Annotated in this window: 16 protein-coding genes; 7 read left to right on the plus strand and 9 right to left on the minus strand. The window is 61.3% G+C overall.

Annotation, left to right across the window (positions count from 1 at the left end):
• The 8 genes from H261_RS20280 to H261_RS20315 form a co-directional block, all read right to left on the minus strand.
• A partial coding sequence (locus tag H261_RS20280; RefSeq protein ID WP_008621363.1) for an acyl-CoA dehydrogenase family protein occupies positions 1-1,121 on the minus strand: 1,121 nt, incomplete at its 3' end.
• 1 nt (position 1,122) lies between these two features.
• Positions 1,123-2,313, minus strand: a complete 1,191-nt coding sequence (locus H261_RS20285; protein ID WP_008621364.1) for an acetyl-CoA C-acyltransferase — start codon at positions 2,311-2,313, stop codon at positions 1,123-1,125.
• A gap of 24 nt (positions 2,314-2,337) precedes the next feature.
• Positions 2,338-3,120 (minus strand): crotonase/enoyl-CoA hydratase family protein, encoded by a 783-nt coding sequence (locus H261_RS20290; protein ID WP_008621365.1) that lies wholly within the window; start codon positions 3,118-3,120, stop codon positions 2,338-2,340.
• Between the two features lie 13 nt (positions 3,121-3,133).
• Positions 3,134-4,174, minus strand: a complete 1,041-nt coding sequence (locus H261_RS20295; RefSeq protein ID WP_008621366.1) for an acyl-CoA dehydrogenase family protein — start codon at positions 4,172-4,174, stop codon at positions 3,134-3,136.
• Positions 4,171-5,316: an acyl-CoA dehydrogenase family protein gene (locus H261_RS20300; RefSeq protein ID WP_008621369.1), complete on the minus strand. Its 1,146-nt coding sequence runs from the start codon at positions 5,314-5,316 to the stop codon at positions 4,171-4,173. Before H261_RS20300 ends, H261_RS20295 begins: the two co-directional genes overlap by 4 nt.
• A 2-nt stretch (positions 5,317-5,318) precedes the next feature.
• Positions 5,319-6,893: a benzoate-CoA ligase family protein gene (locus H261_RS20305; protein ID WP_235062998.1), complete on the minus strand. Its 1,575-nt coding sequence runs from the start codon at positions 6,891-6,893 to the stop codon at positions 5,319-5,321.
• A 52-nt stretch (positions 6,894-6,945) separates the two neighbouring features.
• On the minus strand, positions 6,946-8,241 hold the full coding sequence (gene bcrB, locus H261_RS20310) for a benzoyl-CoA reductase subunit B (RefSeq protein WP_008621371.1): 1,296 nt from the start codon (positions 8,239-8,241) through the stop codon (positions 6,946-6,948).
• Positions 8,242-8,278: 37 nt separating this feature from the next.
• Positions 8,279-9,463 (minus strand): ABC transporter substrate-binding protein, encoded by a 1,185-nt coding sequence (locus tag H261_RS20315; protein WP_040477009.1) that lies wholly within the window; start codon positions 9,461-9,463, stop codon positions 8,279-8,281.
• 91 nt (positions 9,464-9,554) lie between these two features.
• Here H261_RS20315 and H261_RS20320 point away from each other — a divergent pair, with 91 nt between their 5' ends.
• The 7 genes from H261_RS20320 to H261_RS20350 all read left to right on the plus strand — a co-directional run bounded on the left by H261_RS20320 (position 9,555) and on the right by H261_RS20350 (position 15,680).
• Positions 9,555-10,316, plus strand: coding sequence for an SDR family NAD(P)-dependent oxidoreductase (locus H261_RS20320; protein WP_008621373.1), 762 nt, complete (start codon positions 9,555-9,557; stop codon positions 10,314-10,316).
• An 82-nt stretch (positions 10,317-10,398) separates the two neighbouring features.
• Positions 10,399-11,259: a branched-chain amino acid ABC transporter permease gene (locus H261_RS20325; protein ID WP_008621375.1), complete on the plus strand. Its 861-nt coding sequence runs from the start codon at positions 10,399-10,401 to the stop codon at positions 11,257-11,259.
• Complete coding sequence (locus tag H261_RS20330) at positions 11,256-12,248, plus strand: branched-chain amino acid ABC transporter permease (RefSeq protein ID WP_008621377.1); 993 nt, start codon at positions 11,256-11,258, stop codon at positions 12,246-12,248. The genes H261_RS20325 and H261_RS20330 overlap by 4 nt, the downstream gene beginning before the upstream one ends.
• On the plus strand, positions 12,245-13,009 hold the full coding sequence (locus H261_RS20335; RefSeq protein ID WP_008621379.1) for an ABC transporter ATP-binding protein: 765 nt from the start codon (positions 12,245-12,247) through the stop codon (positions 13,007-13,009). The genes H261_RS20330 and H261_RS20335 overlap by 4 nt, the downstream gene beginning before the upstream one ends.
• Position 13,010: 1 nt before the next feature.
• The gene (locus tag H261_RS20340; RefSeq protein WP_008621380.1) at positions 13,011-13,712 is read left to right on the plus strand and encodes an ABC transporter ATP-binding protein; all 702 of its coding nucleotides are present in this window, start codon (positions 13,011-13,013) and stop codon (positions 13,710-13,712) included.
• 15 nt (positions 13,713-13,727) lie between these two features.
• Entirely contained in the window at positions 13,728-15,446 is a 1,719-nt protein-coding gene (locus tag H261_RS20345; RefSeq protein WP_040477012.1) for a methyl-accepting chemotaxis protein, read from the plus strand.
• Positions 15,447-15,452: 6 nt separating this feature from the next.
• A complete protein-coding gene (locus H261_RS20350) occupies positions 15,453-15,680 on the plus strand; it encodes a hypothetical protein (protein WP_008621384.1) in 228 nt (75 codons plus the stop codon).
• A 207-nt stretch (positions 15,681-15,887) separates the two neighbouring features.
• On the opposite strand, the gene H261_RS20355 is transcribed toward H261_RS20350, so the two are convergent.
• Positions 15,888-16,132, minus strand: a 245-nt coding sequence (locus H261_RS20355; RefSeq protein ID WP_008621386.1) for a universal stress protein, incomplete at its 5' end; no start/stop codon positions are given.

The raw sequence follows: 16,132 nt of genomic DNA on the forward strand, positions 1-16,132 counted from the left end.
GCTCTGGAGATAACCAGTCTTTGGATGTCGCTGGTGCCTTCGTAAATCTGACAGGCTCGGACATCGCGATAGATCCGCTCCAGTGGAAAGTCCGCCAAGTAGCCATAGCCTCCCAGGGTCTGAATGGCGTCTGAGCACACCTTCTCGGCCATTTCGGTGGCCAGAACCTTGGCCATGGACGCCTCCTTGAGGCAGGGGTGGCCAAGATCCCGCAATTCGGCAACGTGAAAGACATATTGCTCCGCGGCCTCGATGCGAATGGCCATGTCGGCGAGGCGGAACGCCACCGCCTGATACTCGATGATCGGCTTGCCGAACTGCTTGCGCTCCTTGGCATAGGTCAGGGCAATATCAAAGGCGCCACGTGCCATGCCCACCGATTGGGCCGCGACACCCAGTCGCCCTCCGTCCAGATTGGCCAGGGCGATCTTGAGGCCCTCGCCCTCTGCCCCCAGCAGGGCATCGGCGGGAACCCGCATGTCCTCGAACGCCAGGGCGCAGGTGTCCGACGATCGCTGGCCCAGCTTCTCCTCCTGCCGCACCACGGTCCAGCCTGGCGTATCGGTCAGTACGACGAAGGCGGAGATGCCTTTCTTGCCAGCCGCTGGATCTGTCACCGCGAACACGATCCCGACATCGCCGTTCCACCCGGAGGTAATGAATTGCTTGGCTCCGGAAATGACCCACGCCCCGCCGTCACGGCGTGCCCGCGTCTTGATGGAGGCCGGATCGGATCCGGCCTCGGACTCGGTCAAGCAGAAGCAGCCAATATTCTCACCCCGCGCCATAGGACGAAGGAATCGTTCCTTCTGTTCTTCGGTCCCAAACTTCAGGATCGGTAGGCAGCCCACCGAGGTGTGCTCGCCCATGATGGTGGAAACCGTCCCGTCACCGGCGGCCAGTTCCATGATGGCGGCAACATAGGAAACGTAATCAGTGCCTGCGCCGCCCCACTCGGACGGCACCACCATGCCCATGAAGCCGAGGCGGCCCAGTTCCGCCAGTTCGGCAGCGGGAAAGCGGCGTTCCCGATCCCGCCCACCGGCTCCCGGAACCAGACGTTCGCGCGCAAAGCGCCGCGCGGTGTCGCGGATGGCCTGTTGTTCCTCGGAGAGGATCATGTCAGAAGGCCAGTTCCACCATCATCGCCGTGGCCTCGCCGCCGCCGATGCACAAGCTGGCGACGCCGCGCTTCATGCCATACTGCCGGAGCGCCGCCAGCAGGGTGACAACGATGCGCGCCCCCGAGGCGCCGATGGGGTGGCCCAGGGCGCAGGCGCCGCCATGGACGTTGACCCGGTCGTGGTCGATCTTGAGGTCGTGCATGGCCGCCATGGCGACCACCGCGAAGGCCTCGTTGATCTCCCACAGGTCGATATCGCCGGGTTTGCAGCCGACCTTGTCCAGCAGCGCCTTGATGGCGCCCACCGGGGCGGTGGTGAACAGGGCGGGGGCCTGGGCGAAGTTGGAATGGCCCAAGATGGTGGCCATGGGTGCCAGGCCGCGCTTTTCCGCCTCGGAGCGGCGCATCAGCACCAGGGCGGCGCCGCCGTCGGAGATGGACGACGAATTGGCCGCCGTCACCGTGCCGTTGTCGCGGAAGGCCGGCTTTAAGGAGGGGATCTTGTCGGGCTGGGCCTTGCCCGGTTGCTCGTCGATGGACATCAGCGTGTCGCCCTTGCGGCCCTTGACGGTCACCGGGGTGATCTCAGCGGCGAAGAAGCCGTCGGCGATGGCCTTCTTGGCGCGCTCCAGCGAGGCCAGGGCGAAGCCGTCCTGGGCGGCGCGACTGAACTTATAGCTGTCGGCGCACTCCTCTGCGAAACTGCCCATCAGCCTTCCCTTGGCGTAGGCATCCTCCAGCCCGTCGAAGAACATGTGGTCGAGCACCCGACCGTGGCCAAGGCGATAGCCGCCGCGCGCCTTGTCCAGCAGGTAGGGCGCGTTGGACATGCTTTCCATGCCGCCCGCCACCATCACCTTAGCGGTGCCGGCCACCAGCAGGTCGTGGGCCAGCATCGCCGCCTTCATGCCGGAGCCGCAGACCTTGCTGATGGTGGTGCAGCAAGCCGCCTGGGGGATGCCAGCGCCCAAGGACGCTTGACGCGCCGGCGCCTGGCCGACGCCGGCCGGCAGGACGCAGCCCATGAACACCTCGTCGACCTGGTCGGCGGCGAGACCGGACCGCTCCACCGCCGCCCGGATGGCGGTTGCCCCCAGCTCGGGGGCGGCGAGGCCGGCCAACTCGCCCTGGAAGCCGCCCATGGGGGTGCGGGCGGCGCCGACGATGACGATGGGATCGGAAGCGGTCATGGGAAAAATCCTTCTCGAATGATGTCAGCTGCTGCGCTTGGCGAGGCGCTCCAGATAGGCGTCATGGCCCTCGCTGCGATGGGCGATGCCCTGATAGGCGGCTGCCATCTCCAGGGCGTTGTCCATCGACGAATCGCGGGCCTGGCGCAGCAGCGACTTGGCCATCCGCACCGAATCCGGCGGATTGACGGCCATGCGCCGGGCCAGGGCCTTGGCCTCGTCCAGCAAGGCTTCCGGCTCAACCACCTTGGACACCAGTCCCCAGGCCAGCGCCGTCTCTGCGGTAACGGGATCGCCGGTCAGCGCCATTTCGGCGGTCCGGGCATAGCCCACCACCCGTTGCAGGAACCAGCAGCCGGCATCGCCAGGGATCAGGCCCAGTTTGACGAAGATTTCGCCGAAGCTGGCCGTGGTGGAAGCGATACGGATGTCGCACATGCAGGCGAGATCGCAGCCAGCCCCCATGGCGGGGCCGTTGACGGCGGCAATCAGAGGAACCTCCAGCCGGTCGATGCCCCGGGGAATCCGGTGGATGCCGGCTCGGTAGCGGTGGCGAACCTCCATGGAGTCGCCACCGAACATGCCACTCTTGCCAATCATATCCTTGAGATTGCCCCCGGCGCAGAAGGCCGACCCGGCCCCGGTCAGGATCACCGCCCGCAGGGAGCGTTCGGCGTTGATCTGCGCAAAGGCGGCTTCGAAGGCGGCGAACTGTGACTCCTCGCCCAGGGCGTTGCGTTCTTCTGGGCGGTTCATTGTCAGCGTGACGACCCCGTCCGCCTCGTCCCACAGTAGGAAATCGCTCATGTCGCAAAGGTCCTTACATTGGATCAGCTTGGGCGGCGGTGACAAAGGCCCAAAGCCCGTCGCCACCCATGGGAATCACCATGTCGGCGATACGTTCGGCCCATTCGGCCTCGGAACCGAACTCGGCCCGCCAGGACCACAGGCGACGGCTGGCGAAATGCAGCGGATGCTCGCGGGCAAAGCCCATGGCGCCCAGCACCTGATGTGCGATGGAAGCGGCCCTTCCCGCCGCCTCGCCGGTCCTCACCTTGGCGGCCGCGATGGCGAAGTCCTTATCGCGCCCGAGATCGAGGGCGGCGAAGGCCTGCTCGGCCGCCATGGCGGCGGCGGCGCTCTCCTCGGCGAGAACCGCCATCATATGCTGAACCGCCTGGAAGCCGCCGATCAGCTTGCCGAATTGCTGGCGTTCGCCGGCATAGGCCAGGGAGCGCTCCAACAGCGTGGCGATGGCCCCGGCCATCTGGGCCGAACGCAGCAGCGCCCCCAATTGGCGCGAGGTCTCGGTTCCGAATCCGGGAGGGCAGGGCGCGGACAGAACCTCCACACCATCGAAAACCAGATCATCCCGGGGCTCGCCCGCCAGATTGTCGCCGGGAACAACCGCACAGCCTTCGACGGGTATAAGCACGACTTGATCGCATGTGGTGGCCACCACATGGGTGAGATGCCGTCCCCAGGCAACCCTTGGCAATCGCCCGTGGGCGGTGTCGCCCTCAACAACCAAACCATCGCCAGCAGCCAGTCCTAGTCGTCCCTCCGGCGCCACAATCCCGCTCAAGGCCAACAACCAGCCCGCAGCGATGGCTTCGGGAAGCGGCAGCGGCAAAGCATGACGCCCGGCTGCCATCGCGACCAGATAAGCCTCGCGCCAGCCGAATTCCCCCCCCTTCTCCTTGGGCTCGGCCAGCATGATCGGCAGGCCGTTCTCCTCCAGCTTCGACCAAAGGTCACCCTCCCAGCCGCCGCCCTCGGAACGCTCCAGTAAGGTATGATCGACGGAATCCACCAGCAGCCGCTGGATCATGTCCTCGATGATGTTGCCGAGCTCGCTCATCGCAATCCCAATCCTCGCGCAATGATTCCTCGCAGGATTTCCCGCGTGCCGCCCCGAAGCGAAAAACAGGGCGCCAGTTGAAGTAGGTTGGCGTGAACCCGCTCGGCGTCCCCCCCCGACAGACTGGGCTCCAATCCCAGAACATCGTGGAGCATTTCCGGCAGCGACTGCTCGAAACTGGTGCCCAGATCCTTGACCAATGACGCCTCCAGATTGGGGGCATGGCCGGCCTGAAGTTGGCCTGCAATGGACAGAGACATCTGCCGCAACACCGCAACATGAGCCATAGCCTTGCCGATGGCGACACGAAGGCGATCCCCCCCGTGCCCCTCAGCAGCAACGGTAACCATCTGGATCAGGGCTTGTAGGCTGGAAAGATAGCGTTCAGGACCGCTTCGTTCATAGGCAAGTTCCGCCATCACTTGGTTCCAACCGTCGCCCTCCCTACCGATCACAGCCGAGGCAGGCAGGCGTACATCCTCAAAAATCACCTCGTTGAAATGCTCGCCGCCGGTGATGTCGGTGATGGGCCGGACGGTCACACCGGGGGCCGACAGATCGATCAGCACCTGGGACAGGCCGGCATGGCGGTCCTTGGCCTCGCCGGAGGTTCGTACCAGGGCGATCATGTAATGTGAGAGATGGGCGAAGGTACTCCATATCTTTGCGCCGTTGAGGACCCAGCCGCCATCCGCCGGTTTGGCCCGGCTCCGCACCGAAGCGACGTCGGAACCCACATTGGGCTCGCTCATCCCCACGGCGAAATAGACCTCACCCTTGGCCATGCCGGGCAGCAGTTCGCGGCGCTGCTCCTCGGTTCCGTAGCGCAGCAGCAGCGGCCCGCTCTGGCGGTCGGCGAACCAGTGGGCGGCGACCGGCGCGCCGGCAGCCAGCACCTCCTCCAACATGACGTAGCGCTCCAGGGCTGAACGCTCGCCGCCGCCAAACTGTTTCGGCCACGTCATGCCGATCCAGCCCCTGGCACCCAGTGCCTTGCTGAACGTGGCATCGAAGCCGGTCCAGGTGTCGGCACGGCGTTCGACCGGCATTCCTCGCAATGCCTCGGTTAGAAATTCCCGGACCTCACACCGGAGATTCTCGGCCTCCGGCGGAAGAGAGAGCGGCTCAAATCTAAAATTCATGATTAACTCATCGTCCTCAGGCGGAACCGTTGAATCTTACCTGTTGCCGTCTTCGGCAGGTACTCAACAAAATGAATCCATCTTGGATACTTATATGGAGCCATTTCCTTCTTGCAGAAGTCCCGAATTTTATCCGCCAGCCCGTCACTTTTCCTGTTCGGGTCCTTCAAGACAATCCAGGCCTCCGGCTTGATCAGTCCCGCCTCGTCCGCCCTGGCCACCACCGCTGCCTCTAGCACATCAGGGTGCGAGATCAGCGTGCTTTCGATCTCGAAGGGAGCCACCCAGATACCGCCGACTTTCATCATGTCGTCGTTGCGCCCGCAGAAGTAATAATAGCCATCCTCGTCACGGCGATAGGTGTCGCCGGTGTCCAGCCAGCCGTTCTGGATGGTGGCGCTGGTTTTTTCAGGGTTATTCCAGTACTTACGGGTAACTGAAGGCCCCTTGACCCATAGTCGGCCGGTCCTGTCGTCAAGAACCTCCTTCCCCGCCTCGTCAATGATCTTCACCTGATAACCAGGCACCGCCTTGCCGCTGGTGTTGGCCCTCATCTGACCGATCCGGTTGCAGATATAGGTGTGCAACGCTTCGGTTGATCCCACGCCATCGGTGATAGGGATGGGGGCGATCTCGGTCCAGCGTCGCTGCAATTCCTCGGGTAACGCCTCGCCCCCGGAAACACAGCGACGCAAGGAGGCAAGATCCTTGCGGCCCAGGGCCGAACTGGCCAGAAGTGCTGCAAGGTAGGTGGGAACGGCAGCGAATACAGTAGGCTTGAATGTGCGGAAGATTTCCGCCGAGATGTCCGGTGTCGGCCTCCGAGTATCCAGTACCGCTGTTCCTCCCACCCATAAGGGAAAAGTCATGGCGCAGCCCATGCCGAAGGCGAAGAACAGCCTGGGAATGGAATAGAATATGTCGCTTTCCTGGCAGCCCTGGGCATTGACGGCATAGAGCTGGCAAGTGGCGACGATATCCTGATGGACATGGATCACCCCCTTCGGCCGCCCGGTAGTGCCGGAGGAGTACAGCCAGAAACATTCATCGTCGGCAGAAGCCGGGATAGCGCTCAGGGTTGTCGGCTCCACCGCTGCCAAATCATGCAGGCAAGAGTCGCCATGCCTGACCAACACCAGGTGAGCCGGTTTAACGCCCTCCTCGAGGGCAGCATCTACCGGCACCCGGAATTCCTCCGAATAGATCAGCGCCTTCGCTCCGGAATCCGAGATGATGAAGGCGTAATCAGGTGGCGTCAGCATGGTGTTCAACGGCACTGGAATGATCCCGGCCTTCACTGCCCCCCAGAAGGCGTAATAGAATTCGGGGGCGTCCTTGACGACCATCAGCATCCTATCGCCGGGATGGAGGCCAAGGCGCAGAAGAGCGTTACCATATCGATTGACATTGGCGACCAGGGTTTCGTAGTCCACCGTCTCGGCGAAGCTGAGAATGGCGGCCTTCTTTCCCCGACCCTCGGCGACATGCCTGTCGATGAAGGGAACCGCGACGTTGAATGGGGTCGGGAAATGAAATTCCGGACCGGTTTCGCCCTGGCGCATCTCAACCTTTTGCACCTTTTCCTCCCTGGCTTTTCGTTTCTTCGTTTGCCGTAGAAATGGGCGGCGATCAGGCCGCCTTGCTGCCGCCGCCACGGCGCTTCTGCTCGATCATCTGGAAGTAGCTTTCCAGTCGGTTCTTGACGTTGGCAGCCGAGAAGTAGCGGGGGTCAACCAAATCGGTTTCAATGAAGGCGCCGGGCTTGCCGGTACGGCGTTCCACTTCCTTCATCATCATCAGCTGGCCGGCGGAGAAGCTGTTGCAGCTCTTGATCGAGTTGATCAGCAGGCCATCGGCCTCGTACTCCTCGATATATTCGGCCAGCATGTCGACGCGGGTCGGCAGATTCAGGTTGGAGTATACGCCGATGACATAGTCGGCCAGGCTTTCCAGCGGATTATCTGGATCATGACGGAAGCCGTAATCATAGACTCCGCCGACCTTGGTGTAGCTGGACGCCACCACCACCGCGCCTTCATCAACGAACATCTGCCAGAATTCACGGAAGTGGGTCCAGTTGGGCGGGCCTTCGACCACCAGACGGTATTTTTGGTCGGTGAGGACCGTTCCATCGGGCGTGACGAAGCCTTCCTTACGATCGATGCGGCCCTGAATTTCCTGGCGCAGCATCTTGTAATAGTCAACGGCGTCCTGGGTGCCGCGAAAGGCGGTAAAGATCGGGCCGATGTAGTACACGCCGCCAAAATAGGAATCGATGGGGGACGGCTTGTTCTTGGCCGACTTGAGGCACCACACCAGATCATCTTCGGCCTTGGCAGAGGCCCGCATGTACTCACGCAGACGATCGATGTCGAATTTGACACCCGAAACCTGCTCCATGCCGGGAATGACCACTTCCTTCAGCTGCTTGATCACATAGTCGCGCATGTTCGAAGTGACCCGCCCGTCACCCTCGTAAGGCACGTGCAGCATGATGGTGGGACACTTGTACTCTTCGCGAAGAAGCTCGAACCACTTCATGAAGGTGTAGCAGCCGGTGTAGCAGAGCATCAGCATGTCGGGGGCCGGAAAAGGCTTGCCGTTGGGGGCGATGTTGCCCTTAGACATCATTCCGATGTCAGCCTTCACGTAGGTGCAGACATCCTCTGAATGTCCGCTCTTCTCCGCCTCCATGATGTGCCCACCAGAAATCTTCTTCATTCCATTCTGGATGGCGTTGATTTCGGGCAGATTGTTCAGGATACCGAAGGTCATGAATAACTCGTTCAGATTCCCAGGAACAAAGGTGGACGACACCTTCCGCCCCGTCTCATGCTTGGACGTGATCGCGTCGTAGTTGCGGGCAATCATTTCCTTTTGCTTAAGCATGGAGGCTTCTTTGACGACACTCTTATCGGCAGCCATGACTTTTCATCCTTGTTCGAGTTAAGCGCGCGCCGCGTCAGGCGATTTTGCATCCCGTTCCGGGGTCGTTAACCGCCTTTTGGGCCACGCCCAGGACGACTTCCTTTCCGCCTTTCACTTGGCGGAGATAGACGTCCTGAATGGGATTGTGGGACTTGGAGAGGGTGAAGGTTCCGCGCGGACTCTTGATTTCGGCCTTTTCCATGGCGGCGATGATTGCAGCCTTGGCAGCGGCGTCACCTTTCGCAGCATCCAGACCGACGGCCATCAACTGGCCCGCGTCATACCCCTGGACGGCATAGAAGTCGGCTTCCTTGCCATAGGCGGCCTTGTACGCAGCCCGGAACTTGTGGTTCTCCGGATTGTCTAGCGCGTCGGCGTAATGCAGGGTAGTGAGGATACCTTCTGCCGCCTCGGCGTAATCCGGCAGAACACCGTCGGTGAGGAATCCCGGCCCCAGCAGCGGAATGGACTTCAAGCCGACGGCAGCGTAGTCCTTAATAAACTTCGAGCCCCCCGACCCGGCGAAGAAGGCATAAACCGCGTCGGGCTTCAACGAGGCGATTTCGGTCAGATGGGCCTGGAACTCGGTGTCCGGAAATGGCAGGGCCATCTGCTTGACCACCTTGCCGCCCAGGTCGGTGAAGCGATCGACGAAGGCGTTGATCATCTCTTCGCCCGCCGCATACTTCCAGGTGATGGTGACGACGTTCTTGTAGCCGCGATCGATAGCCACTTTGCCCATGGGGGCGTTGGCCTGCCAATTGCTGAACGATGTCCGGAAGATGTTCTTGGCGCAAAGCGGCCCCGTGGCCGCGTTGAATCCGGCATTCGGGATAATAGTCAGAACTTCGGTTTCACGGGCGACCTTGACCATGCCCATGGCCACTCCGGAATGCACGGGGCCGACCAGAAAATCCACCTTCTCGCCTGTCACCAACCGGTGGGTGTTCTCCGGGCCTTTGGCCGGATTGGATTCGTCATCGACCATGACGAACTCGACCTCGCGGCCGGCGATCTTCCCGCCGCGTTCCGCAAGGGCCAGCTTGATGCCGTTGGTAACGCCGATCCCGGGACCGGCATAGGCCCCGCCATGAGACAACAGCAACCCGACCTTTATTTTGGCCTGCTGGCCGATGGCGAAGCGCGTCGGAACAAAGCCCAAGGCCGCAGCCCCGGCGATTCCCGTCAAAACCGACCGACGATTTAAAGGACCAAACATGTTCCCCTCCCTGGGCAGCCCGCATAACTAGGTTTACAACATACTAGTTGACTGGTATGTGTCAAGCGTCGTTATCGCAGGGAGGCCACAAATGGATCCGATGGGTGTTGCCGCATTAGTAGTTGGAGGGGCGTCCGGACTGGGCGAAGCCGTGGCAAGAGCCCTTGCTCATGAAGGAGCAAAGGTTGCCATCCTGGACCGTGAGGCCGACAAGGCAGGAGTTGTCGCAAGGGAAATCGGCGGCTTTTCCAATTCCTGCGACGTCACCAACACGGAAAGCCTTGAGACCGCCATCACTTCAGCCCGGACGGCCCACGGCCCGGCTCGCATCGTCGTCAATTGCGCGGGCATTGCCCCGGCGGGAAAGATCTTTGGCCGCAAGGGAGCGTTGCCGCTGGACGATTTCGCCCGCGTCATCAACATCAACCTGGTCGGATCCTTCAATGTCATGCGTCTGGCCGTGGCTGACATGATGGGATTGGAGCCCATCAGCGGCGGCGAGCGCGGCGTGATCATCAACACCGCCTCCATTGCCGCCTTCGAAGGCCAGGTCGGTCAGTGCGCCTACGCGGCATCCAAGGGAGGGGTCGCCTCCATGATTCTGCCCGCAGCCCGTGAATTGGCACGATCGGGAATCCGCGTTCTCGCCATTGCCCCAGGTGTCTTCGGTACCCCGATGGTAACCGGCATGCCAACTGAGGTGCAGGATTCCCTGACCGCCAAGACTCTGTTCCCCCATCGATTGGGAGAGCCAAGGGAATACGCGGCACTCGCCCTCCATATGATCGAGAACCAGATGCTGAACGGGTCAACCATTCGACTGGATGGGGCCATGAGAATGGAGGCCAGCTGACAGCGGTTTGAATTTCCGCCGCACAGATCACCGAAAAGGTGACGGTCCATAGCGGCACGAGGCTTCTGCTTGGAGAGTAAACATGGATATCTGGATGGCTCTCATCCAGATGCTGAACGGCATTCAGTACGGCTTGCTGCTGTTTTTGGTGGCAAGCGGTCTGACGCTGATATTCGGCATCATGGGAATTATAAACCTGGCCCACGGCGCTTTCTACATGCTGGGGGCCTATCTGGCGTGGTGGCTGGCCGGGATTACCGGCAGCCTGGGAGCGGCGGTGCTGCTGTCGCTGCCCTTGGCGGCAGGCATCGGGTATGCCATCGAGGTGCTGCTGGTCCGAGCGCTCTACAAGCGCGACCACCTGGACCAAGTGCTGTTGACCTACGGCCTGATCCTGATCTTCAACGAAGCCCAGCGTGTCTTCTGGGGCAACGATGTCCACGGTGTCGCGGCGCCAGCGATGCTCGACTGGTCAGTCAAACTCACCGACACCTTGTCCTACCCGGTCTATCGGCTAGCGCTGTCTGGTGTCTGTGGCGTGCTGGCAGTAGCCATGTATTTGGTCATATCCAAAACCCGCTTCGGCATGTGGGTGCGGGCCGGGGCCTCCAACCGCGACATGGTTGCCGCGCTGGGCATCGACGTGAAGCTGCTGTTCGGGCTGGTGTTCGCGGTGGGCGCCGCCCTGGCCGGGCTGGCCGGCGCCATCTCCACCCCAATCTCCTCGGTGGCTCCGGGCATGGGCGACAACGTGCTGATCCTGTGTTTCGTGGTGGTGGTGATCGGCGGCGTTGGCTCGGTCAAGGGCGCCTTCCTGGGTGCCATGCTGATCGGCCTGGCGGACACCTTCGGGAAGGTGTTCGTTCCCGACTTCGCCAGTTTCACGGTTTACGGCGTCATGGCGGCGGTGCTGCTGTGGAAGCCCAAGGGGCTGTTCTCATGATCTCGACCTCGGTTCCCAAACGTCTCGCCATCCTGCTGCTGGCAGTCTTGACCGTCCTGGCGCTGTTTCCTGTCTGGGGCAAGCTGGTGTTCGCCGCCAAATTCGCCTTCCTGATGCAGAAGCTCACCGGCATCATGATCCTGGCGATTCTCGCCATGAGCCTGGATCTGCTGGTGGGCATGGCCGGGCTGGTCAGCCTGGGGCACGCTGCCTTCTTCGGCCTGGGCGGCTACATGCTGGCCATGCTGAGCCCGCAATACGAGGCCGCCAATCTGTGGCTGGTGCTGCCAGCGGCTGTGGCGACCTCCGCGTTGGCGGCCACCGTGGTGGGTTTTTTGTCCATCCGCTCCTCGGGCATCTACTTTATCATGGTGACGCTGGCCTTCGGTCAGATGGGCTTCTACTTCTTCAACGATTCCAAGGCTGCCGGCGGCTCCGACGGAGCCTATGTCCATGTCAAACCGGCGGTGGAGGCTTTTGGCGTCACGCTGCTGGACTTGGACCAGAAGCTCACCTTCTTCTATGTGGCACTAGGCGCCATGGTGGCTGTCTACGCCTTTCTCAAGGTACTTCTGGCCTCACCATTCGGCCGGGTGGTTTCTGCCATCGGGGTCAACGAAAACCGGGTGCAGGGGCTTGGCTTCAACCCCAGGGCCTACAAGCTGGCCGCCTTCGTCATCGCGGGCGGAGTGGCCGGGCTGGCGGGGGTCCTTGCGACCACCCAGTACGGCTTTGTCAGCCCCGCCAGCCTAGGCTGGCACCAGTCGGCCCATGTGCTGGTCATGGTGATCCTGGGCGGCATGGGCACCCTGTTCGGTCCAGTCCTGGGCGCCTTCATCCTGGAACTGGCCCACTTCGCCTTCGAGAGCATGACCGACCACTGGCTCTTGCCCATGGGCGCCCTGATCATCGCCATAGTTCTCCTCCTGCCCAAGGGAGTGGCGGGACTATTGCTACAATGGGGCAAGGACAAGGAGGACGCGACATGAGCCAGTCCGACTTCATCCTGGAAACCCGGGCGCTGACCAAGGTGTTCGGCGGTTTGGTCGCCAACTCCGAGGTAACCATCGGCTTTCGCGAGCGCCAGGCCCATGCGGTGATTGGGCCCAACGGCGCGGGAAAGAGCACATTTGTCAACCTGCTCACCGGCCATCTGACGCCGTCAGGCGGTCAGGTGCTGCTGAAGGGCGCCAACATCGCTGGCTTTCCTGCCCACAAGGTCTCGCGGCTGGGTATCGGGCGCAGCTACCAGAAGACCAACGTGTTCCCCAGCTTCACCTGTTTCGAGAACACCCGGCTGGCGGCACAGTCACGGCTTGCCACCTCCATGCGCTTCTTCCGTCCCGCCTGCTCGTACAAGGCGGTATCCGAGCAGGCGGGATGTGCGCTGGAGGCTGCCGGATTAGGATCCAAGGCCAGTCGGATGGCGGGTGCCCTGTCCTATGGCGAGCAGCGCCAGTTGGAAATCGCCATGGTGCTGGCGACAGCCCCGGAAATCCTGGTCCTGGACGAGCCCCTGGCCGGCATGGGCAAGGAAGAGTCCGAGAAGATGGTGGGCCTGCTGAAGGGGCTGGCCCGCGATTACACCCTGATCCTGGTGGAGCACGACATGGATGCGGTATTCGCCATCGCCGAGGTGCTGTCCGTAATGGTCAACGGCACGCTGCTGGAAAGCGGGCCACTGGAGCAGGTGCGGGCCAGCAGAGCGGTGCAGGACGCCTATCTCGGCGACGGCGCGGAGGCGTACTGACATGCTGAACGCCACCGGCATCCACACTTATTACGGCAATGCCCAGGTGCTGCACGGCATCGACTTCCATGTGGCGGAAGGCGAGACCGTCGCGCTCATGGGCCGCAATGGCATGGGCAAGTCGACCCTACTGAAAAGCATGCTGGGCATCGTAGCTCCCCGCCGGGGCAAGGTGAGGGTGAACGGCGTCGACGTCACCGGCCATGAGACATCGTCCATCATCCGACGCGGGCTGTCCTATGTGCCCGAGGGACGCGGGATGTTCCACAATCTAAGTGTGCGCGAGCACCTATTGATGGCGGCCAGGCCCGGCATCGACGGCAGGCGCGACTGGACCTTCGACCGAGTGCTGGAGACCTTCCCTCGCCTAGCAGAGCGACTGGACAACTTAGGCACGCATCTCTCAGGTGGCGAGCAGCAGATGCTGTCCATCGGCCGCGCTCTGATGACCAATCCCCGGCTGCTCATCCTGGACGAAGCCACCGAAGGGTTGGCTCCGCTAATCCGACGCGACATCTGGCACACCATCCGCGCCATCAAGGCCACCGGCATTGCCTCCATCATCGTCGACAAGAATGTGAACGTCCTCCTCGATTTTGCTGATCGCGGGGTCATCCTGGTCAAGGGCGAAGTGGTCTGTGACGGTCCGGCAAAAGCCATCAAACAAGATAAGTCCACCCTATCCACCCATATCGGCATCTGAGCTTGGGGAATGATCATGCGCCCATCGCTCGCCAACATGAATATTTCGATCAAGGTGTACGCTACCCCGGTTCTGCTGATGGCATCGCTGATCATCTTGCTGGGCGTGTTCTTGCTTGGAATGTCTCGGCAATCGACCGCCTTATCGGATCTGCGCGCGGCGTCTTTCGAGCGAGCCAGATTCGCAGCCGAAGTCGAACGCCTAGCCATCGGCGCCCAGTCGAACACCTATCGTCTGATTGGCTGGCGCGCGGCGAAGGTTGCTCCGGAAAAATCAGCAAGGCTTCACGATACGATACGTGCGGATCTACTGGCATTGAAATCCATTATCAAGAAGCACTCCACCAGCGGAATTGCAGGAGAGGAAGCCGAACTCACGCAGGCGATGGCTGATCTTACGAAGTACTTCATTTCGTCTCTTGGAGAGACAGCAGCCATGGCTGAATCTGATCATGAGGCCGCCTTAGCGCTTATGACTGATTCTGAAACCATCACGGATTCCCTAACCAATTCCGTCACCGATTTTCAACGCTTCACAGCATCCAAAGCTCAAGAGGTCTATGACGACGCCATATCGATCGCCTTGACCAGCAGAGCTGTCTTCGTAGCCATCTTCGTCCTGTTCATGGCCCTCGGAGGAGCGGTTATGGTGGTTGTCGCCAGAGCCATAACCGGCCCGGTCAATCACCTCACGGATGCCATGGTTGGGTATGCGGCGGGGGATCTGTCGGCTGAAACGCCACTCCTGGACCGCCGCGATGAAATTGGAGCCATGGCGCGGGCTGTGGCGGTCTTTGTCGATGGCCTCAAACACACCGCCGAACTGGAAAAAAAGCAGCGCCATCTCAGAGAAGCGATGGCGGAGAAAGCCCGTGAACGAGAAATCCACATTGCCGCGTTCGATGCTTCCATGGACGAGGTTCTTGCCTCAGTCATGCAAACCGTCGCCAGCGTCCGAGATGTCTCTGATCAGCTGGAAGGGAATGTGCAGCAAGCCACATCCCGAGCATCAACCGTGGCGGCGCGAGCCGGAGAGGCGTCAAGCGACGTAAACACCGTCGTCAGCGCGGCAGAACAACTGGGCCTGTCGGTCTCGGAAATCTCCCAACAGGTTTCCATGACTGCCGCCATCGCGGGAGAGGCCGTCCATGGCGCGCAAACAGCAAACAATTCGGTCGGTAGCCTGGAAGACGCATCGCGGCGAATCGGTGAGATCGTCACCCTCATTAACCATATTGCACACCAGACCAACCTCCTCGCTCTAAATGCCACCATCGAAGCGGCCAGGGCCGGCGATGCGGGCAAAGGATTCGCCGTCGTTGCGGGTGAGGTGAAGAATCTCGCCAACCAAACGGCGAAAGCTACCGAAGAAATCGCAGGCCAAGTCAGCGGCATCCAGTCTGTCAGCCGAGAGGCGGCAGACATCATCAGACATGTCGGAGAAACCATCACCCGCGTCAATGACATCGTCGTTGGGATCGCCTCGGCCGTTGAGGAGCAGTCGGCAGCCACGCAAGAAATCGTCCGCTCAATCCAGCAGATTGCCATCGGAAATTCCGACATCACCAGCAACATTGCCGATGTGTCCCTTGCGACCGAAGCCACTGGCCAGATCACCACCATGATGCTGTCGGCAGCGGGGGAGCTATCTGCTCAGACTGAAGGGCTCCGCAAGGAAATCGCGGGTTTTCTAAGCAAGGTCAGGGACGAAACAACCGCGGAAATAAGGATCTGACCCGATATGCCACTCTTTTTTGATGACGAAATCGAACGGCTTCGAGTCGCCTTGGAGGCCGAGATCGCAGGCATATGCTTCGACTGGAACGAAGGCGCCCAGACGGCTCTTCGATTGGCGGAGCTTTACCCGGATATCGCCATCAGCATGTATCAAGCTGCCAGCCGGATGATGGCGCGGCAAAGTAGCAACTTCACGGATCCAGGTTATTCGACAGGGAGGACAACAAGATGAGCAATACCAAATGGACCCCGTGGTGATCTACCTGCCAAGCGGAAATTGTTCTCCCGCGAGCTGAGTCCCTCTCGGCTCGCCACCCACCCGAACACCTCCCAATGGGTGGGAACTTGGGCGGTTGCCTTCCGGCAACCGCCCACTTTTTTAGGCTTATACTCCTGCAGCCCTGCGGTAATCCCCCGCCCCTTCCCGCGACTTTGGAAATCAGTACGACAAAAGGACCGGCACAGTCATGTGCTCCAGAACATAGCGGGTATCCGATCCCAGCAAAGACGAGAGGGCATGGCCGCCGTGCCCACCCATAATGGCCATATCCGCCTCCAAGTCACACAGCCGCGACAGCAACAGATCCATCTTGCCGACATCCTCTCCGGCGGCCCGCTCCAGTCTGGCCGAGACCCCGCAACTTGCCAGATAATCGATAATGTCAACCCGAGGAACCTCAACCC

Origin of the sequence: Paramagnetospirillum caucaseum (assembly GCF_000342045.1) — a bacterium.
GTDB classification, from domain to species: Bacteria; Pseudomonadota; Alphaproteobacteria; order Rhodospirillales; family Magnetospirillaceae; genus Phaeospirillum; species Phaeospirillum caucaseum.

Bases quoted from the DNA above. Each gene is read 5' to 3' on its own strand.
- H261_RS20335 (WP_008621379.1), top strand. From the start codon at position 12,245: ATGAGCCAGTCCGACTTCATCCTGGAAACCCGGGCGCTGACCAAGGTG.
- H261_RS20340 (WP_008621380.1), top strand. From the start codon at position 13,011: ATGCTGAACGCCACCGGCATCCACACTTATTACGGCAATGCCCAGGTG.
- H261_RS20345 (WP_040477012.1), top strand. From the start codon at position 13,728: ATGCGCCCATCGCTCGCCAACATGAATATTTCGATCAAGGTGTACGCT.
- H261_RS20320 (WP_008621373.1), top strand. From the start codon at position 9,555: ATGGATCCGATGGGTGTTGCCGCATTAGTAGTTGGAGGGGCGTCCGGA.
- H261_RS20285 (WP_008621364.1), bottom strand. From the start codon at position 2,313: ATGACCGCTTCCGATCCCATCGTCATCGTCGGCGCCGCCCGCACCCCC.
- H261_RS20315 (WP_040477009.1), bottom strand. From the start codon at position 9,463: ATGTTTGGTCCTTTAAATCGTCGGTCGGTTTTGACGGGAATCGCCGGG.
- H261_RS20330 (WP_008621377.1), top strand. From the start codon at position 11,256: ATGATCTCGACCTCGGTTCCCAAACGTCTCGCCATCCTGCTGCTGGCA.
- H261_RS20295 (WP_008621366.1), bottom strand. From the start codon at position 4,174: ATGAGCGAGCTCGGCAACATCATCGAGGACATGATCCAGCGGCTGCTG.
- H261_RS20290 (WP_008621365.1), bottom strand. From the start codon at position 3,120: ATGAGCGATTTCCTACTGTGGGACGAGGCGGACGGGGTCGTCACGCTG.
- bcrB (WP_008621371.1), bottom strand. From the start codon at position 8,241: ATGGCTGCCGATAAGAGTGTCGTCAAAGAAGCCTCCATGCTTAAGCAA.
- H261_RS20325 (WP_008621375.1), top strand. From the start codon at position 10,399: ATGGATATCTGGATGGCTCTCATCCAGATGCTGAACGGCATTCAGTAC.
- H261_RS20350 (WP_008621384.1), top strand. From the start codon at position 15,453: ATGCCACTCTTTTTTGATGACGAAATCGAACGGCTTCGAGTCGCCTTG.
- H261_RS20300 (WP_008621369.1), bottom strand. From the start codon at position 5,316: ATGAATTTTAGATTTGAGCCGCTCTCTCTTCCGCCGGAGGCCGAGAAT.